At 68.9% G+C, this 16583-nt stretch carries 12 protein-coding genes; all 12 read left to right on the top strand.

Features of this window, described 5'->3' with window-relative positions:
• Position 1 precedes the first annotated feature (1 nt).
• The 12 genes from CHC02_RS20660 to tssJ all read left to right on the top strand — a co-directional run bounded on the left by CHC02_RS20660 (position 2) and on the right by tssJ (position 16581).
• Entirely contained in the window at positions 2 to 2395 is a 2394-nt protein-coding gene (locus CHC02_RS20660) for a type VI secretion system Vgr family protein (protein WP_089393303.1), read from the top strand.
• Between the two features lies 1 nt (position 2396).
• The gene (gene tla1 / locus CHC02_RS20665) at positions 2397 to 3167 is read left to right on the top strand and encodes a toxin Tle1 chaperone Tla1 (protein ID WP_089393304.1); all 771 of its coding nucleotides are present in this window, start codon (positions 2397 to 2399) and stop codon (positions 3165 to 3167) included.
• 25 nt (positions 3168 to 3192) lie between these two features.
• Positions 3193 to 3735: a Tli1a family immunity protein gene (gene tli1a / locus CHC02_RS20670; protein ID WP_089393305.1), complete on the top strand. Its 543-nt coding sequence runs from the start codon at positions 3193 to 3195 to the stop codon at positions 3733 to 3735.
• A complete protein-coding gene (locus CHC02_RS20675; protein WP_089393306.1) occupies positions 3723 to 6218 on the top strand; it encodes a T6SS phospholipase effector Tle1-like catalytic domain-containing protein in 2496 nt (831 codons plus the stop codon). The genes tli1a (CHC02_RS20670) and CHC02_RS20675 overlap by 13 nt, the downstream gene beginning before the upstream one ends.
• Before the next feature lie 67 nt (positions 6219 to 6285).
• Positions 6286 to 6777: a Tli1a family immunity protein gene (tli1a, locus tag CHC02_RS20680; protein ID WP_279615542.1), complete on the top strand. Its 492-nt coding sequence runs from the start codon at positions 6286 to 6288 to the stop codon at positions 6775 to 6777.
• Between the two features lie 40 nt (positions 6778 to 6817).
• Positions 6818 to 7075, top strand: a complete 258-nt coding sequence (locus CHC02_RS20685) for a PAAR domain-containing protein (protein WP_089393308.1) — start codon at positions 6818 to 6820, stop codon at positions 7073 to 7075.
• Positions 7072 to 8208: a hypothetical protein gene (locus CHC02_RS20690; protein ID WP_089393309.1), complete on the top strand. Its 1137-nt coding sequence runs from the start codon at positions 7072 to 7074 to the stop codon at positions 8206 to 8208. The genes CHC02_RS20685 and CHC02_RS20690 overlap by 4 nt, the downstream gene beginning before the upstream one ends.
• The gene (locus CHC02_RS20695) at positions 8195 to 11602 is read left to right on the top strand and encodes an ImcF-related family protein (protein WP_244160938.1); all 3408 of its coding nucleotides are present in this window, start codon (positions 8195 to 8197) and stop codon (positions 11600 to 11602) included. The genes CHC02_RS20690 and CHC02_RS20695 overlap by 14 nt, the downstream gene beginning before the upstream one ends.
• Before the next feature lie 9 nt (positions 11603 to 11611).
• On the top strand, positions 11612 to 13198 hold the full coding sequence (gene tssA, locus CHC02_RS20700) for a type VI secretion system protein TssA (protein ID WP_089393310.1): 1587 nt from the start codon (positions 11612 to 11614) through the stop codon (positions 13196 to 13198).
• 29 nt (positions 13199 to 13227) lie between these two features.
• On the top strand, positions 13228 to 14997 hold the full coding sequence (tssF, locus tag CHC02_RS20705) for a type VI secretion system baseplate subunit TssF (protein WP_089393311.1): 1770 nt from the start codon (positions 13228 to 13230) through the stop codon (positions 14995 to 14997).
• Complete coding sequence (gene tssG / locus CHC02_RS20710; protein WP_089393312.1) at positions 14961 to 16055, top strand: type VI secretion system baseplate subunit TssG; 1095 nt, start codon at positions 14961 to 14963, stop codon at positions 16053 to 16055. The genes tssF and tssG overlap by 37 nt, the downstream gene beginning before the upstream one ends.
• Complete coding sequence (tssJ, locus tag CHC02_RS20715) at positions 16036 to 16581, top strand: type VI secretion system lipoprotein TssJ (RefSeq protein WP_089393313.1); 546 nt, start codon at positions 16036 to 16038, stop codon at positions 16579 to 16581. The genes tssG and tssJ overlap by 20 nt, the downstream gene beginning before the upstream one ends.
• Positions 16582 to 16583: the final 2 nt, after the last annotated feature.

Here is a 16583-nt window from a genome sequence, read left to right on the forward strand (position 1 = left end):
CATGCTCGACCAGATTCGTCCGTTCTTCGACCACAGCCGCCACAGCCTCAGCGTGGATGGCCTCGACGCGGCCCTGGACGTCCTCGCGTTCGAAGGCACGGAGGCGCTGAGCCAGACGTTCCGCTACCGCATCGAGGTCACCAGCACGCAACTGGATATCGCCGCCCAGGACGTGCTCGGCAAGGACGCCAGCTTCAGCCTGCGCGCGGCTCCCGAATCGCTGGGCCTGCGCGGCTACACGCCGCCGGCGGTGGCGCCGCTGCGCACCCTGCATGGCGTGGTGACGCGTTTCAAGCGGCTGTCGGCATCCCGTGACGAGGCCCGCTACGAGGTGACGCTGGAGCCGCGCCTGGCGCTGCTCGACCATGGCTGCCAGTACCGCATCTACCAGAACCAGAGCGTGCCCGAGATCGTCGATGCCATCCTGCGCAGGCACGGCCTGCGCGGCCAGGATTTCCTGCTCGACCTCGGCCGGACCTATGCGCAGCACGAACAACTGCTGCAGTACGGCGAAAGCGACTTGGCGTACCTGCAACGCCTGTGCGCCGAACGGGGCATCTGGTACCGCTTCAGCATGGACGCGCGGCTGAAGATCGACGTGGTCGAGTTCCACGACTCGCCGATGCACTACCAGCGCGACATCGCCCTGCCGCTGCGGCCGCAGAGCGGCACCCAGAGCAGCGGCCAGGACGCCGTCTGGGACCTCCAGGCCAGCCACCAGGTGGTACCGCAGCAGGTCAGCAACCGCGCCTACTATTCACGCGATGCCGGCGCCAACCTCGACGGCCAGGCCGACCTCGCCCATGGCGCGACCACCACCTACGGCGAGGCCTACCACTACGCCGACGAGCCCTACCAGGCGCTGGGCGACCCCCATGCGCGCGGCGACGAGGAAGGGCATGCCGAAAGCGGCTTCTTCTACGCGCGCCTGGCCCACGAGCGCTACCTCAACGACCAGACCCGCCTGTTCGGCACCAGCAGCAGCGCCGCCCTGGCCCCGGGCCAAGTGCTCGAAGTCCAGGGCGGCGCGCCGGCCGCCTTCGCCCAGGGCGCCCTGATCGTCCGCCTGCACAGCAAGGCCGCCCGCGACCGCAGCTACGAAATCCGCTTCGAAGCCATCCCGGACAGCGACACCGTCGCCTTCCGCCCCGCGGTCCCGGCCAAGCCCCGCATCGCCGGCACCGTCCCGGCGCGGGTCACCAGCCCGCAGCGGAACGACCCCTACGGCCACATCGACGGCGAAGGGCGCTACCGCGTCAACTTCCTCTTCGACCGCGATGCCTGGCCCGCCGGCCGGGAAAGCATGTGGCTGCGCCTGGCGCGCCCCTACGCCGGCGACACCCACGGCCTGCACCTGCCGCTGCTGGCCGGCACCGAGGTGGCCGTCGCCTTCGAACAGGGCGACCCCGACCGGCCCTTCATCGCCCACGCCCTGCACGACAGCCTGCACCCCGACCACGTCACCATCCACAACTACAAGCGCAACGTCCTGCGCACGCCGGCGAACAACAAGTTGCGCATGGATGACACTCGCGGGCAGGAGCACATCAAGCTCAGCACCGAATACAGCGGCAAGAGCCAGCTCAACCTGGGCCACCTGGTGGATGGCCAGCGGCAGAAGCGGGGGGAGGGCTTCGAGCTGAGGACCGACGGCTGGGGCGCCGTCCGTGCCGGCAAGGGGTTATTCATCAGCGCCGACGAACAGGTCCGGGCCGGTGGGCAGGTGCTCGCGATGCAACCGGCGGAAAGCTTGCTCGAGGGCGCCGTGAACCAGATGGAGAGGCGCGCCGAAATCGCCCAGGCCCACCACAACCTCGCGCCGGATCGCGAAAGCCTGCGTCGCCTCCAGGCTGACGCAACCCAGCTCAAGGCCCCCGCGATACTGCTCAGCGCACCCAATGGCATCGGCGCCGTCAGCCCGCAACCCATCCTGCTCGACAGCGCCCAGGCGCTGTACCTGCAATCGGCCGGCGAGGTCAACCTCGCCAGCGAGGACCGTCTGCATGCCAACAGCCGGCAGGCCATGACGCTCCTGGCTCAGGAGGAAGGCATGCGTCTGGTCTCCGGCAAAGGCCCGCTGAACCTCGAGTCCCACGCCGACGCCCTGAGTGTGATCGCTCAGCAGGACATCACCGTCCAGTCCACCCAGGGCCATCTGCAGATCACCGCCAAGCAGGGCATTACCCTGGCCAGCGGTGGTGCCTACATCCGCCTCACCCCGGATGGCAAGGTCGAAGTGCACGGCCCCTCCATGCTCAGCCTCAAGGGCCAGCACCGCCTGACCCGACCGACCAGCCAGGAGTTCCCGTTACCGGAACTACCCACCTCCGTCTGCAAGGACTGCCTGAGGAAAGCCCAGGCCCAGGCCATGGGCTACGTACTGAGGGAGCCCTGACATGTCCAGCCCCTTCACCCTCCAATGGCTCGCCCTGCTGGAGGCCGCCTGTGCGGACGTCCCCACCCGGTACCTGGACCTGATCATCGACCAGGCCGCTTGCGACCGACCACTGATCCCCGCCATACAGGCGCTACACCCGCCGTTGCCATGGCGTTCGCTGTTCAGTGGGCTGCCCGAGGCCAGTGCCGAAGACCTGGCGCCGCTGCTGCTGCGCGTGGACCTGCAGCATCCCCTGCAGCGCCATTGGCTGCATGGCCTGCTCAACGAACTGGCGGGCAGGCCGCGCGTGCTGGCCCTGGTTTCCACCTGGCCCTTCGACACCCTGGCCGACTACCTCGGCCGCTGCCTGGAGGCGCGCAACGGTGGGCGACTCGGCCTGCTGCGCTATTACGACCCGCGCCTGTTCCCGCTGCTCATCGGCGAAGTGCTGACGCCTGAGCAGCAACGCCAGTTGCTGCGTCCGGCAGTGTTCTGGAGCTGGGCCGACCACGACGGGGTGCCCCGACGTCTGCTCGGCCATGGCGCGCCGGAAGAGAGCGCCAGGGACTTCAGCCTTATCGAACTCAGCGACGAGCAGGTCGACACCCTGCTGTGCGCCAGCGACGCCACCTGTGCGCTGGCCAGGCTGCCAGCCGAGGCCAAGGCCGGGCGTTGCGCCGAGGAGTGTTTCCAGCTCGCCTATGCCGCCATGCGCGAGGCCAGCGCAGCCGGCCTGCTGGCCGACGAGCAGCGCGAAAAACTGGTTCGCCAGCGCCTGGCCCAGGCCTGAACCTTCAGAAGAGGATACGGACGCCATGCCATACCCCGCCTTTCCCTGCGCCGCCATCGCCCTGGCGCTCCTGCTCATCGCCGGCTGCGCCACCGCGCCGGCGCCGGCCCAGGCCAGCGGCACCATCGAGGCCATCAACCACACCCACTGGGCCATCAACCGCTTCAGCGTGGATGGCCGGAATGCCGTGGACATCATCGGGCCGTACCAGGGCGGGGGCGGTGCTTGCTGCTTCGCCGTGCCTGAGCAGTGGCGGCCGGGAATGACGGTGCGGGTGGATTGGGAGACGGGAGCAAGCGGTGTGAGCAATCTTGCAAAAGAGTTTCCCGGATATGCCGACTGGCCTAGATATGTTGAATGGTCCAGGAAGGTAAATGCCCAGAAACGCCAGCATAGCCAAGTCGTCCCGGTCCCTGACTACGGCGGCCAGGAAACCTGCGGTATCACCGTGCACTTCCTGCCCTGCGATCAGCTCAAGGTCACCACCTCCTGCCTCACCTACGGCCATCCGAACTACCCGATCAAGGAGGCACTGCGCCTGCCGGAGCCGACCTCATGCCCGAAGTGAAATCCCTGGCTAAGGTGGCCTTCCCACCGCAGTTCCCCGTGCAGGGCCGGCTGCCGGACCAGCCGCACCTGGTGGCGCTCAACCTGGCTTGCCAGCGCGACCTGGAAACCGCCTACCACAACAGCCTGTGCATCGCTGCAGGGCGCCGCGTCGTCCCGCCTTGCTGCAGGACACTGCGCATCAGCCTGTTCTTCGATGGTACCGGCAACAACCTGAACAACGACCTGTTCCAGTCGTCCAACCCGCACCCCACCAATGTCGCCCGGCTGTTCCGCGCCACCATCGGCACCGGCCATGCAGGCGGTACCGCCCTCAGCTCGGGGTCCGACGGCTTGCTGGACGAAGACGGCGTAGGCACCGGCGAGTACTACAAGTACTACATGCCCGGCGTCGGCACGCCTTTCCCCGAGGTCGGCGACCTGGACTACAGCACATATGGCCTGGCCGCCGCCGGCTACGGTGAGGAGCGCATCAACTGGGCCTTGCTGATGCTCATCGACGCCCTCAAGCGCTCCCTGCAGCAGAGCAAGCTCACGGGGGTGGGCGAGGCGGTCAAGGCCATGGGCACGTTGCTGGACGTGGGTGGTGCTGCCAATCGCCGCCGCGAATTCGAGCGCCAGTTGCGGCTATTGGGCGGGCCGTTGCGCCTGGCTTTGGAACAGCCCTCGCCGGGGCATCCCAAGCTGCTGGGCTTGAAGCTCTATGTCTATGGCTTCTCCCGTGGCGCGGCAGCGGCGCGGGCTTTCGTCAAATGGCTGAGCGAATTGCTCGTGCAACCCGAGCCGGGGCAGAAGATCGAACCCTATCTGGCGGTGGGCGATCTGAAGATGCCGGTGAGTATCGAGTACCTCGGGTTACTGGATACCGTGGCCTCGGTGGGCGTGGCCCATGCCGTGCCGCAGTTCGACGGCCATATGAGCTGGGCCAACGGCACCCAGGAGCTGAGCAGCGAGGATACCCATCCGGCGCTGATCAAGCGCTGCCTGCACATCGTCGCCAGCCACGAGCAGCGCTTGTGTTTCCCGCTGGACTCCATCCGCCGCAGCAACGGCCAGTACCCGCGCAATAGCGTGGAGGTGATTTATCCCGGCGTGCATTCCGATCAGGGCGGTGGTTATACACCGGGGACTCAGGGGAAGGCGATCAGTCCGGATGAGAGCCAGCGAGATGTGCTACTGCTGTCTCAGATCGTATTGCACGAGATGTATGCGGATGCTTTTGCATGTGGAGCACCATTCAAAGTGCCCATAACATCCTTGCCAAACGAGCTTCAGAATGAATCTTGGAGATCGTTGGATCTTGAAATGTCGCAGGAGTTTGCGACTTCTGCGATTGTCATCTCCCGCTTCAACGCCTGGCGCGAGCTCACCCTCGGCCTGCCCAGTGCCCCGCAGCCATTGCCTGCCGACCAGGTGCATTGTTACGCCCCCACCGAAGGTAGTGCGGCTCTGGAAGCAGTGCTGCGCGACCAGATGGGCTGGATCACTGCCTGGCGTATCGACCGCTATGCCTTCGATACGCTGAAGCAGTGCGCCTTCTACCAGAAGGCGCCGGACGGCGACGCCATCAAGGCCGCGCGCGAGTCCTCCGAGGCCAGGCGTGACAAGGAGCAGAGGGCGGTAGAAGGCCGGCGCAGCGAAGCCGAAGCCAAGGCCCGGCAGACCCCGAAGGAAGAGGCGCCGCCGCTGGAGCCCGGCGTGCGCGACTTCGACCCGGAGATGGACCAGACCCAGTTGCGCGAGGCCGCCCAGGAGTTCGGCGAGGACTACCGCGGCACCCGCCGCGAGCCCACCAGCCTGTCGCAGTGGGTCCTGCACAGCATCCCGATGCAGGCGGTGTACCTGATCAACGGCGACGACGAGCGGGTGGAGTACCAGCAGATGAAAAAGCTGGGCCAGGAGCGCGTGCGCCTGCTGTTTCCGCCGCCCAGGGGCAAGCAGAACTTCCTCAGCGAAACCGAGCGCGGCGAGGTGGACGAGCGTCTTAACGCCGACCAGCCCAGCGGGTTGGTGCGTGCCCTCTTCGACGACCAGGTACACGATTCGCGCGCCTGGTTCCTGCACTGGGCGCTCAAGGGTACCCGCGAGCCATGGAACAGCTACTTCCGCGAGCGGATGGTGTATTTCGGCACGGAGTGCAACAAGGAACTCTCCCTGTTCAGCGTGGCCGGCGGCATCGTCGGCGCGGCGCTGATCGTCGGCGGCGTGGTGTTGGTCAAGAAACAGAAGGGCTGGGCCGGCAAGCTGGCCATGGCGGGGGCGTTGTCGCAGTTCGACATCCTCGACCTGCGCAACGGCCTGCCGTTGCCCATGCTGGCCAATGCCGCCGACCTGCAGGCGCCCACCCGCCACGTGGGCGAGCTCGTGGCCCAGCAACGCCAGGCCATCAACGCCCTGCGCCTGGCCCAGGCCCAGCAGGCCATCGACACGCGTTGGGAGGCCTTCCTTGCCCAGGCCCAGGAACAACTCGATGAAAAAGCCTGATCCCCTCACTCATGCACCGGGAGCGTCCCGCATGCCCGTCATTCGCCCGATGGCCCTGCTTGCCGCCATGCTCGCCGCCACCGGCTGCGCTACCGCGCCGGTGCCCGCCCAGGCCGGCAGCGGCACCATCGACGCCATCAACCACACCCACTGGGCCATCAACCGCTTCAGCGTGGATGGCCGGAATGCCGTGGACATCATCGGGCCGTACCAGGGCGGGGGCGGTGCCTGTTGCTTCGCCGTGCCTAAGCAGTGGAGGCCGGGAATGACAGTGCGGGTGGATTGGCAGACCGGGGTTGGTTACTCCTTTGATTTCCCAGGTTATGAGAACCGTGAGAAGTACTTGGAGTGGAAGCAAAAAATTCACTCTCAAAAACGCCAGCACAGCAAAGTCGTCCCGGTCCCTAACTACAGCGGCCAGGAAACCTGCGGCATCACCGTGCATTTCCTGCCCTGCGACCAGCTCAAGGTCACCACCTCCTGCCTCATCTACGGCAACCCGAACTACCCGATCAAGGAACCGCTGAAGCTGCCGGAGCCGAAATCGTGCCCGAAATGACCTGCCAGCGGCCCGCCAGAGCCATCAAGGAGAACCCGACATGAAACCCATCGTACGCAAGGGCGATACCCTGCACCCCTTCGGCGGCGTGGTACTGGAAGGGCATTACGAGTGCGAGGGCCTGCCCATGGCTTGTATGGGCGATGCGGCGCGCTGCAACAAACACGGCATGACCCGCATCGCCGAAGGCAGCGGCCTGAGCGAGATCGACGGCCGGCCATTGGCGCTGGACGGGCATCGCTGCGCCTGCGGCTGCACCCTGGTCAGTTCGTTGCCGGATACCCAGGTCGAATTATGAATGTGCCACCGCGCTTCGCCGCCTATCCCGCGGCCCGCCCGCCAGCCTACGGCCGCTGGCTGGCCGCCGGCACCACGCTGTTGGCCCTCCTGGGCGCCACGGGGGTGTTGTCGCAGCCCTTCCTGGAATCGCGCGTGACGGCGCTGCTGGCCGCGGTCGTGCTGTTGCTGTGGTTGGCAGCCTTGCTGCTGCGCACCCTGTACTACCGGCTGAACCGGCACAACGCCTATCTGTACGGCCAGGAGGTAGAGCAGGTCGAGCGCGCCTGGTGGGTGCGGCATCGCCAGCAGGTGGGGCTGCGGGGTTGCCTGCTGCTGGGCCCTGCGGGCAGTACCTCCGCGCATTGGCAGCAGGTGCTTGCGCGGCAGCAACGGCCGCCGGAACCGCGAAAGGAAGGCGAGGGCAGCGCTTTGCGCCTGCTCTCGGTGTTCGGTACGGACACCGCCGGGCGCGAGATGCAACTGGCCCGATTGCTGGCCTTGCAGTGGCGCGAGCAACTGCCGGGCACCCTGGCCGATGCGCCGATGGCTTGCTACTGGCTGGGCTCGATACCGGCCTGGCAGGCCCTGGTGAAAGACATGGCCGAGCAGTGCCCCGGCCTGCACCTGCCAGAGCAGCCGGAAGCCTGGCAGGGCCAGAAGACCCTGGAGGCGATTATCGAGCGCTTGCAGGGGGCGCCGGAGGCGGCGCGCATTCTCTGTGCCGGCTGCCGCTGCATGCCCGCCGGGAAGGACGAGAGCCTGCCGGCGGGCGAGGCGGCGGTGCTCTGGCTGCTGGGCAGCCCCGGCCAGGGTGTGCGCCTGGGCCGTGGCCAGTGGTATGCAGCGGGCGCCGAGTCGCTGGGTGAGGTTGCCGCGCAGGCGTGCAGGCAAAGCCGTCTGGAGGAGCCGCCCGAGGCGTGCGTGTCGTTCTCGCAGGCCGGGGTACCCGAGCTAGCCGAGATGGGCTGGCGTCTTGCTGGCCAATTGCAGGACACCTACTGGGGCCGGCTCGGCGAACTGGAGGCGATGGTGGTGCAAACCCTCGCCGCGTTCCAGGCCCAGCAGCAGGGAGAGCCCTGCGGCTGGTTGGCGAGCTCCCCGTCCCATACGTTGGTCCTTGGTGTAGTGAGCCCCGAACATGAGTCAGCCTGAAGTCAAACGCCTGGCGGTCTGGCGCAGCTTGTTGCTGCTTGGCATGGTACTGGCCGTGCTGGTCCTGCTGGCGGCGGGCGCCTGGTGGTTCGCCGACCCACAGCGCAATGTCAGCCGCGAGGCACTGCAACCGTTCGCCATTCGGGCTGGCATTGCCTGGGGTTTCCTGTTCGCCCTCTCGGGGTGCGTCTGGCTATTGATACAGCTCGGTATCCGTGAGCAGGTGCGGCAACAGGCACCAGTGGCCGTGTCGGAGGCGCTTGGCAACCAGGCGAAGAGCCCGTCGCCGCCAGAGGAAGTACGCGACCACATCCGCAACGCATACGGCCATTTCTGGCGCCGCCGCATCCGCGTGCTGCTGGTGGTCGGCGAGGCGGACGAGATCGAGGCGGTTGCGCCGGGGCTGGCCGAGGCCAAATGGCGGGAAGGCCAGGGCACGCTGCTGCTGTGGGGCGGCAGCCTGACAGGCGATTGGGAAAGCGAGTGGCCGGGCAGCCTTCGCCGGTTGTCCTGGCGGCGCCCGCTGGACGGCATCGTCTGGGCCATGACGGAAGAGCAGGCCGGCAACGTGGAGCTGTTCGGCGGAGGCGTGCGTCGCCTCCAGGGCCTGGCGCGCGAACTGCGCTGGCAGGCACCGCTGTATCTTTGGCAGGTTCGCCGCTGCGCCTGGACGCAGGAGGGGCGTGCCGCCCAATCGACCGGCTGTCTGTTACCGCCGGCACCCACGGCACAGCGCATCGAAAGCGCGTTGCGCCAGTTGCTGACGCCGCTTCGCGAACGTGGCCTGGGGCAGATGAGCCAGGCGCGCGCCAACGATTTCCTGCTGCGCCTGTCCCGAGACCTGGAGCACAACGGTATCGCCCAATGGCGTGATGCCCTCGTACCGCTGTTGCAGAATTTCGCTCGCGGCGTACCGCTTCGCGGACTGTTGTTCGCTGCGCCGCAAAAGCCCCCCATCGAGCCAACGGCCAGGCACAGCTGGTGGCCATCGCCGGCCTGGGAGGCCATCCGCGAGGACCGCCAGGCCCGCGGCAGCCGCCTGGGCTGGTCCTGGCCCCGCGCCGCATACGCCTGCGCCCTGGCGTTCGCCGGCCTCTGCCTGCTGGCCCTGCTGCTGTCCTTCGCCAGCAACCGCAGCCAGGTCGCCACGGTCGAGGCGGCGCTGGCGACCCTTGGCAAGCCCGGTGATGCGGAGGCGCAACTGGTCGCCCTCGACGCGCTGACCCGCGAGTTGTCGCGGCTGGATTACCGGCGCGAGCATGGCGTGCCCTGGTACCAGCGCCTGGGCCTGAGCCAGAACGATGCGTTGCTGGCGGCGCTGTGGCCGCGCTATGCCCAGGCCAACAATCGCCTGCTGCGCGATGGCGCGGCGCTGCGCCTGGAGCGGCAGCTTGCCGAGCTGGCCGCGTTGCCCGTGGGCAGCCCGGAGCGGGTGAGGCGGGCCGAGGGGGCCTATGACCAGCTCAAGGCCTACCTGATGATGGCGCGCCCGGAAAAGGTCGAGGCGGCCTTCCTGGCCAAGGTGCTGGCCGCCAACGAAACCGCCCGCCCCGGTGTGGCGCCGGGCCTTTGGCAGGGCCTGTCGCCCAGGCTGTGGGCCTTCTACGCGCAGCACCTGGCGGCGCATCCGCAGTGGCGCATCGAGGCCAGCCCCGCCGTGGTGGCCCGGGCCCGGCAGGTGCTGCTGGGGCGGTTGGGCCAGCGCAACGGCGTGGCCAACCTGTACCAGCAGGTGGTCGAGCGGGCGGGCAACGACTATGCCGCCATGGGCCTGGCGCAGATGGTGGGCGAAACCGATGCGGCGCTGCTGTTCGATACCCCCGAGAGCGTGCCGGGCGTGTTCACCCGCCAGGCCTGGGAAGGCCAGGTGCGCAAGGCCATCGACGATGTCGCCGAGGCCCGCCGCGAGGAGATCGACTGGGTGCTGAGCGACCAGCAGGGCAGCCTCGACGCCGAGCTGCAACCCGAGGTGCTCAAGGCCCGCCTGACCGAGCGCTACTTCCAGGCGTTCGGCGACGCCTGGCTGGCCTTCCTCAACAGCATCCGCTGGCGCAAGGCGCAGAGCCTGTCCGACGTCATCGACCAGCTCACCCTGCTCAGCGACGTGCGCCAGTCGCCGCTGATCGCGCTGATGAACACCCTGGCCTACCAGGGCCGGACCGAAGCCCGGGCCGAGGCGCTGGCCGACTCGCTGATGAAGTCGGCGCAGCAGCTGCTGGACGGCGACCGGCAGCCGGTGATCGACCAGCGGCCGGGCGGGCCGCGTGGCCCGCTGGATACCACCTTCGGCCCGCTGCTCGGCCTGCTGGGCAAGGACCCGTCGGCGGTCGCGGGCGGCGACGGCAGCCTGAGCCTGCAGGCCTTCCTCACGCGCGTCACCCGCGTGCGCCTGAAGCTGCAGCAGGTCACCCATGCCGCCGACCCGCAGGCGATGACCCAGGCCCTGGCGCAGACCGTGTTCCAGGGCAAGAGCGTCGACCTGACCGACACGCTGGACTACGGCAGCCTGATCGCCGCCAGCCTGGGCGCGGAATGGAGCGGCTTCGGCCAGAACCTCTTCGTGCAGCCGCTCAACCAGGCCTGGGAGGGCGTGCTGCAGCCTTCGGCGCAGAGCCTGAACCGCCAGTGGCAGCGGGCGATCGTGGCCAACTGGCGGCGTGCCTTCGATGGCCGCTACCCGTTCGCCGCCACCGGCAGCGACGCCTCGCTGCCGATGCTGGGGCAGATGATCAGGGCCGATAGCGGGCGGATCGACCAGTTCATCCGCACGCAGCTGGGCGGCGTGCTGCGCAAGGAGGGCAACCGCTGGGTGCCGGACAGCGCCGGCAGCCAGGGGCTGCACTTCGACCCGCAGTTCCTCGAGGCGGTCAACCGGCTCGGCGAGCTGGCCGACATCCTCTACACCGACGGCGGCATGGGGCTGGCCTTCCAGCTGCAGGCCAAGCCGGTGCGCAACCTGGTGCAGACGACCTTCATCCTCGATGGCGTGACGCTGGAGTACTTCAACCAGGAGGAGAGCTGGCAGCAGTTCATCTGGCCGGGCGGCGCCGACCACCCCGGCGCCTCGTTGAGCTGGACCAGCGCCAGGGGCGGGGCGCGGCTGTTCGGCGACTTTGCCGGCATCTGGGGGCTGATCCGCCTGCTCGAACAGGCCCAGGTCACCGCGCTGGACGACAGCGACACGCGCTTCGAGCTGGTGCTGACCGCGCCGGACGGCCTGCCCCTGACCTGGCAGATGCGCACCGAGCTGGGCAGCGGGCCGCTGGCGCTGCTGCAACTGCGCGGCTTCGCGCTGCCGACGAACATTTTCGACGTAGGGGGCGGGCGAGCCGACCCCTACGCCATGGCCGAGCCGTTCGAGGCGGCCGGCTCGAACACACGCGAAGGGATGTAGGACGCGCCGATGAGTTTGCAAGGACTGATTTCGACCTGCCTGGAAGGCCAGGACGCCGTGGCCCTGGCGAAGGCCCAGGCGCAGCGCTGGGAACCCTGGCTGGCGCCCATCGACGTGGCGACGCCGGTGGGGGAAGACCCCGGCTACGACGATGACTTCCAATGCCTGCGCGAGGAGATCGACAAGCTCTCCGGCGCGGATGTGGAACGGGTGGCGCGGCTGGCGGAGCAACTGCTCAAGCAGCGCTGCAAGGACCTGCGGATCGCCACCTATTACCTCTGGGCGCGGACCCAGCGCGACGGCGAGGCGGGCCTGGCCGATGGCCTGGAGCTGCTGGCGGCGCTGCTCGAACGCTTCGCCGGGCAGGTGCTGCCGGGCCGCCCGAAGAGCCGGCGCATGGCCCTGGAGTGGCTGGCCAGCGGCAAGGTGCTGGACAGCCTGTCGCTGTTCCCCGAGGTGGTCAAGGCCGAGGCGCAGCGTACGGTCGCGGCGCTGGCCTGGCTCGAACGCAGCGTCGCCGCCTGGCCGGAAGCCGAGCGGCCGGGCCTGGGCGCGCTCTATGGGGCCCTGGCCGCGCGCCTGACGCAATCCGGCGGGGTGAACGCGCTGGTGCCGCAGAACAGCGCCGCCCACGCCGAGCCCACGCCGCACGCCGCGCTGCCGCCGATGTCGGCCGTCAAGTCCGGCCGCGACCTGCTGGACACCGGCAAGGCCCTGGCCGGCTACCTGCGCGACCAGCCCCAGGGCTGGCTGGCGGCCCACCGGCTGCTGACCAGCCTGCGCTGGGACACCGTGCACCAGTCGCCGCCGCAGGAGGCCAACGGCAACACCCGCCTGGCCCCGCCGCGCACGGAATACCGCGCCCAGCTCAAGCGCCTGTACCTGCAGCAGAGCTGGAGCGAACTGCTGGACCAGGCCGAGCGCATGTACGCCGAGGGGGTCAACCACTTCTGGCTGGACCTGCAGTGGTTCCTCTGCCAGAGCCTGGCCAGGCTGGGCGTGCCCTACGAGGGCTGGGCGGACATCGTCAAGCGCGACCTGGGCATGTTCCTCGAGCGCCTGCCGGGTCTCGAACAGTTGCGCTGGAGCGACGGCACGCCGTTCGCCGACGAAACCACGCGCGAGTGGATCAGCCAGCACGTGAGCGGCAACCGCCCGCTGCAGTGGCCGTCCACGGCCGTCGCCGCGCCGGCCGTGGCGGACGACATCCTGGCCCTGGAGGGCGAGGCGCTGGCCCAGGCCGACAGCGATGGCGTCGAGGCGGCGCTGGCCTGGCTGGCCGCGCGCCCGGATGCGAGCAGCGGCCGCCAGCGCTGGCTGCTGAGGCTGTTGATGGCGCGGGTGGCGGAGCAGTACGGCAAGAGCGACCTGGCGATCCATCTGCTGGGCGAGCTCGACGGCGTCGCCCAGCAACAGGGCCTGGGCGCCTGGGAGCCGGAGCTGGGCTTCGAGGTCAAGGCGCGCCTGCTCAAGCTGCTGCGCCAGAAGCTCCAGCGCAACGACGTCGACAAGGCCGCGCTGGGCCGCCGCATGGAGGCCCTGCTGGCGGCGCTGGTGGCCATCGACCCGGTACGCGCCGCAGTGCTTTGCGGCTGAGCCCCTCACTACTTTCAGGACATTCTTTCGTGAGCATGGACAATCTGACGCTGCGCTATTTCGATGCCGAAATGCGCTACCTGCGCGAGGCGGGCAAGGAGTTCGCCGAGGCGTTCCCGGACCGTGCGGCGCAGCTCAACCTGGACAAGGCCGGGGCCCGCGACCCCTACGTGGAGCGGCTGTTCGAGGGCTTCGCATTCCTCATGGGGCGCCTGCGCGAGAAGCTCGACGACGACCTGCCGGAGCTGACCGAGGGGCTGGTGAGCCTGTTGTGGCCGCACTACCTGCGCACCATCCCGTCGCTGTCGGTGGTCGAGCTGACGCCGGACTACCGGGAGATGAAGCGCTGCGAAACGCTGCCCAAGGGCACCGAGGTGCTGTCGCAGCCGGTGGGGCCACGGCGCACGCGCTGCCGCTACAGCACCACCGCGGACGCCACGCTGTACCCGATGGCCATCGACTCGGTGCGGGTGGGCAGCGAGCCGGACGGGCGCTCGGTGCTGCACCTGCGCTTCGCCTGCAGCCCCCTGGCGGACTGGTCGCAGATCGACCTGGGGCGCCTGCCGCTGTACCTCAACGCCGACGCGCCGCTGGCCTGCGCGCTGCACCATGCCCTGACGCTGAAGGCCCAGGCGCTTTACCTGCGGCTGCCGGGCCAGCCCGACCGGCTGGAGCTGGACGGCCATTTCGCGCCCAAGGGCTTTGGCGACGACGATCGCTTGTGGCCCAAGGGGGAGGGCGCCTTCAGCGGCTACCAGCTGCTGCTGGAGTACTTCACCTTCCGCGAGAAGTTCATGTTCGTCAGCCTCTGCGGCCTGGAGCAGGTGCCGCTTCCCCCCGGCCTGCCGGGCTTCGAGCTGGACGTGGTGCTGGGCGAGCAATGGGCCCACGAGTTCGCGCTGGGCGCCGAGCACGTGCGCCTGCACGCGGTGCCGGTGATCAACCTGTTCGCGCTGGAGGCCGACCCCCTGACGCTGTCGCCGCTGCAGACCGACTACCTGCTGCGGCCGATGCGCTTGCAGGACGGGCACACCGAGATCTACTCGGTGGACAGCGTGTCTTCCTCCAGGCACTCGGAGCAGCGCGACTACGTGCCCTTCAGCAGCTTCCGCCACAAGGGCGGCATGCTGCGCGACGAAGCGCCCGAACGCTATTTCCACACCCGCATGAGGCGCGGGGCGAACGGCATGCACGACACCTGGCTGATCCTCGGCGGCGGGGGTTTCGACGTCGACCGCCTGGAGGAGGGCGAAAGCCTGTCCCTGCGCCTCACCGGGACCAATGGCCAACTGCCGCGCAAGGCCCTGCAGAGCACCCTGCTGGACACCCTGGCAAAGGCGCCGCTGGCCGGCCTGAAGGTGCGCAACCTGTGCGCGCCGAGCCTGCCGTGCTACCCGCCGAACCAGGACCGCTTCCACTGGCGCGTGCTCAGCCACCTGGGCTCGAACTTCCTGCCGATGCTGGACAACGCCGAGGTGCTGCGCGGCACCCTGGCGCTCTACGACTGGAGCCACAGCGAGCTGAACCGCCGGCGCCTGGCGGCCATCGTCGAGGTCCGCCACCACCTGATCCAGCGCTTCGAAAAGGGCTTCCTGCTGCGCGGCGTGGACATCGAGGTGACGCTGGACGCCAACGGCTTCTGCGGCGAGGGCGACATCAGCCTGTTCGGCGAGATGCTCAACCGCTTCTTCGCCCTGTATGCCGACATCCACCTGTTCAACCAGCTCACGCTGGTCCTGCAACCCACCGGTAAGTGCCTGCGATGGAAAGAGAACCACAATCAGCGTATTCCCGGCTGAAGGCCAGCGGCCTGCTGCAGGCGCTGGAGGGGCGGGTTTGCGAGGCGAACCTGTACCGCTTCTGCCAACTGGTCGAGGCCGCCGCCCCGGGCAACCCGCCCCTGGGCACGACGAGCCGGCCCGGCGACGATGCCGTGCGCTTCCGCCCGGACCCCGGCATGGGCTTTCCCGCCGGCGAGCTGAAGGCCATCGAGTTCGACGAGGAGCATCCCGAGCGCCCGGCCACGGTGCGCACGCGGCTGCTCGGCCTGTACGGCGTCGACTCGCCGCTGCCCACCGCCTACCTGGACGACATCGCCCAGCGCCGCGAGGGGCACGAGGCGCTGGAAGCCTTCCTCGACATCTTCAACCATCGGATCTTCACCCAGTTCTACCGCATCTGGCGCAAGTACTCCTACCCGGCCACCTTCGAGGCTGGCGGCGCGGACAAGACCTCGCAGTGTCTGCTTGGCCTGATCGGCTTGGGTATACCCGGAACGGCCAACCACATCGCCACGCCGGTCTCGCGCTTCCTGGCCCTGCTCAGCGTGATGCGCCTGCCCACCCGCAACGCCGAGGGCATCGGCGCCCTGGTGAAGCTGCTGGCGCCCAACACCCGGGTGCGGGTGACGCCCCACTGGCCGCGCAAGGTGCCGCTGGCGCGGCCCGCCAGCCTGTCGCCGGAGGCGCCCGTGAGCCTGTCCCAGGGCACGCCGCTGGGCGCCATGGGCGCCGATGCCAACAGCCAGGTGCGCCTGGAACTGGCCACCGAGGACCCCGCCGAGGTGCGGGGCTGGTTGCCGGGGGGGCAGCTGCACAGCGACCTGCTGGTGCTGCTGCGGGTGTACCTGGGCTGGCGCTGCAACGCGAAGCTGCAGCTCACCCTGCCGCTGAAATGCCTGCCCAGGCCGGTGCTGGGCGCCGCCCCGGTGCTGCTGGGGCTCACTGGCGTGCTGGGGCTCGACGCCGGGCCCGAAGACGCCGGGCAACCATGCATGACGGTCAACCTCGGGCGCTACCAGGGCCTGGCCGAGAACACGAAAACCAGGGAGGTACGGAATGTCGCTTACCGTTTTTAGGACGCTGCTGGCCATGGCGGCGCTGGGTCTCGCGCTGGGCGGCTGTGGCGTGGCCCAGCGCGTCGCGGAGGGAGGCAGCTCCCTGGCGCAGGGGATTTTCTACAAGCAGGTCAAGGTGCTGCGCCTGGACTTCAGCGGGCGCGCGGCGCTCAACACCGATGCCCGCGACATGTCCGGGCTGTCGGTGTCGACCCTGGTCCGCGTGTACCAGTTGCGCAGCCGCGAGGCGTTCGACAGGGCCAGCTACCAGGCGTTGCTGGGCGAGGGGGCCGAGGTGCTGGCGAACGACCTGCTGGAAGAGCGGCAGGTGGTGGTCAAGCCTGGCGAAGGCGCGCAGCTGAGCATGCCCCTGGTCGCCGAGGCGAAGTTCGTCGCGGTGGTCGGCCTGTTCCGCGCCCCCGGCGCCGACGATGCCCGCTGGCGCCTGGTGCTGGTCCGCGATGAGCTGGACCCCGACCGTGCGCGGCTGATCGAGCTTTCGGACAGCACGCTGAACCTGCTGCCCCTGGCGGAAAAGGACGCGTAGCG

It is taken from the genome of Pseudomonas delhiensis, from assembly GCF_900187975.1.
Classification (GTDB): domain Bacteria; phylum Pseudomonadota; class Gammaproteobacteria; order Pseudomonadales; family Pseudomonadaceae; genus Pseudomonas; species Pseudomonas delhiensis.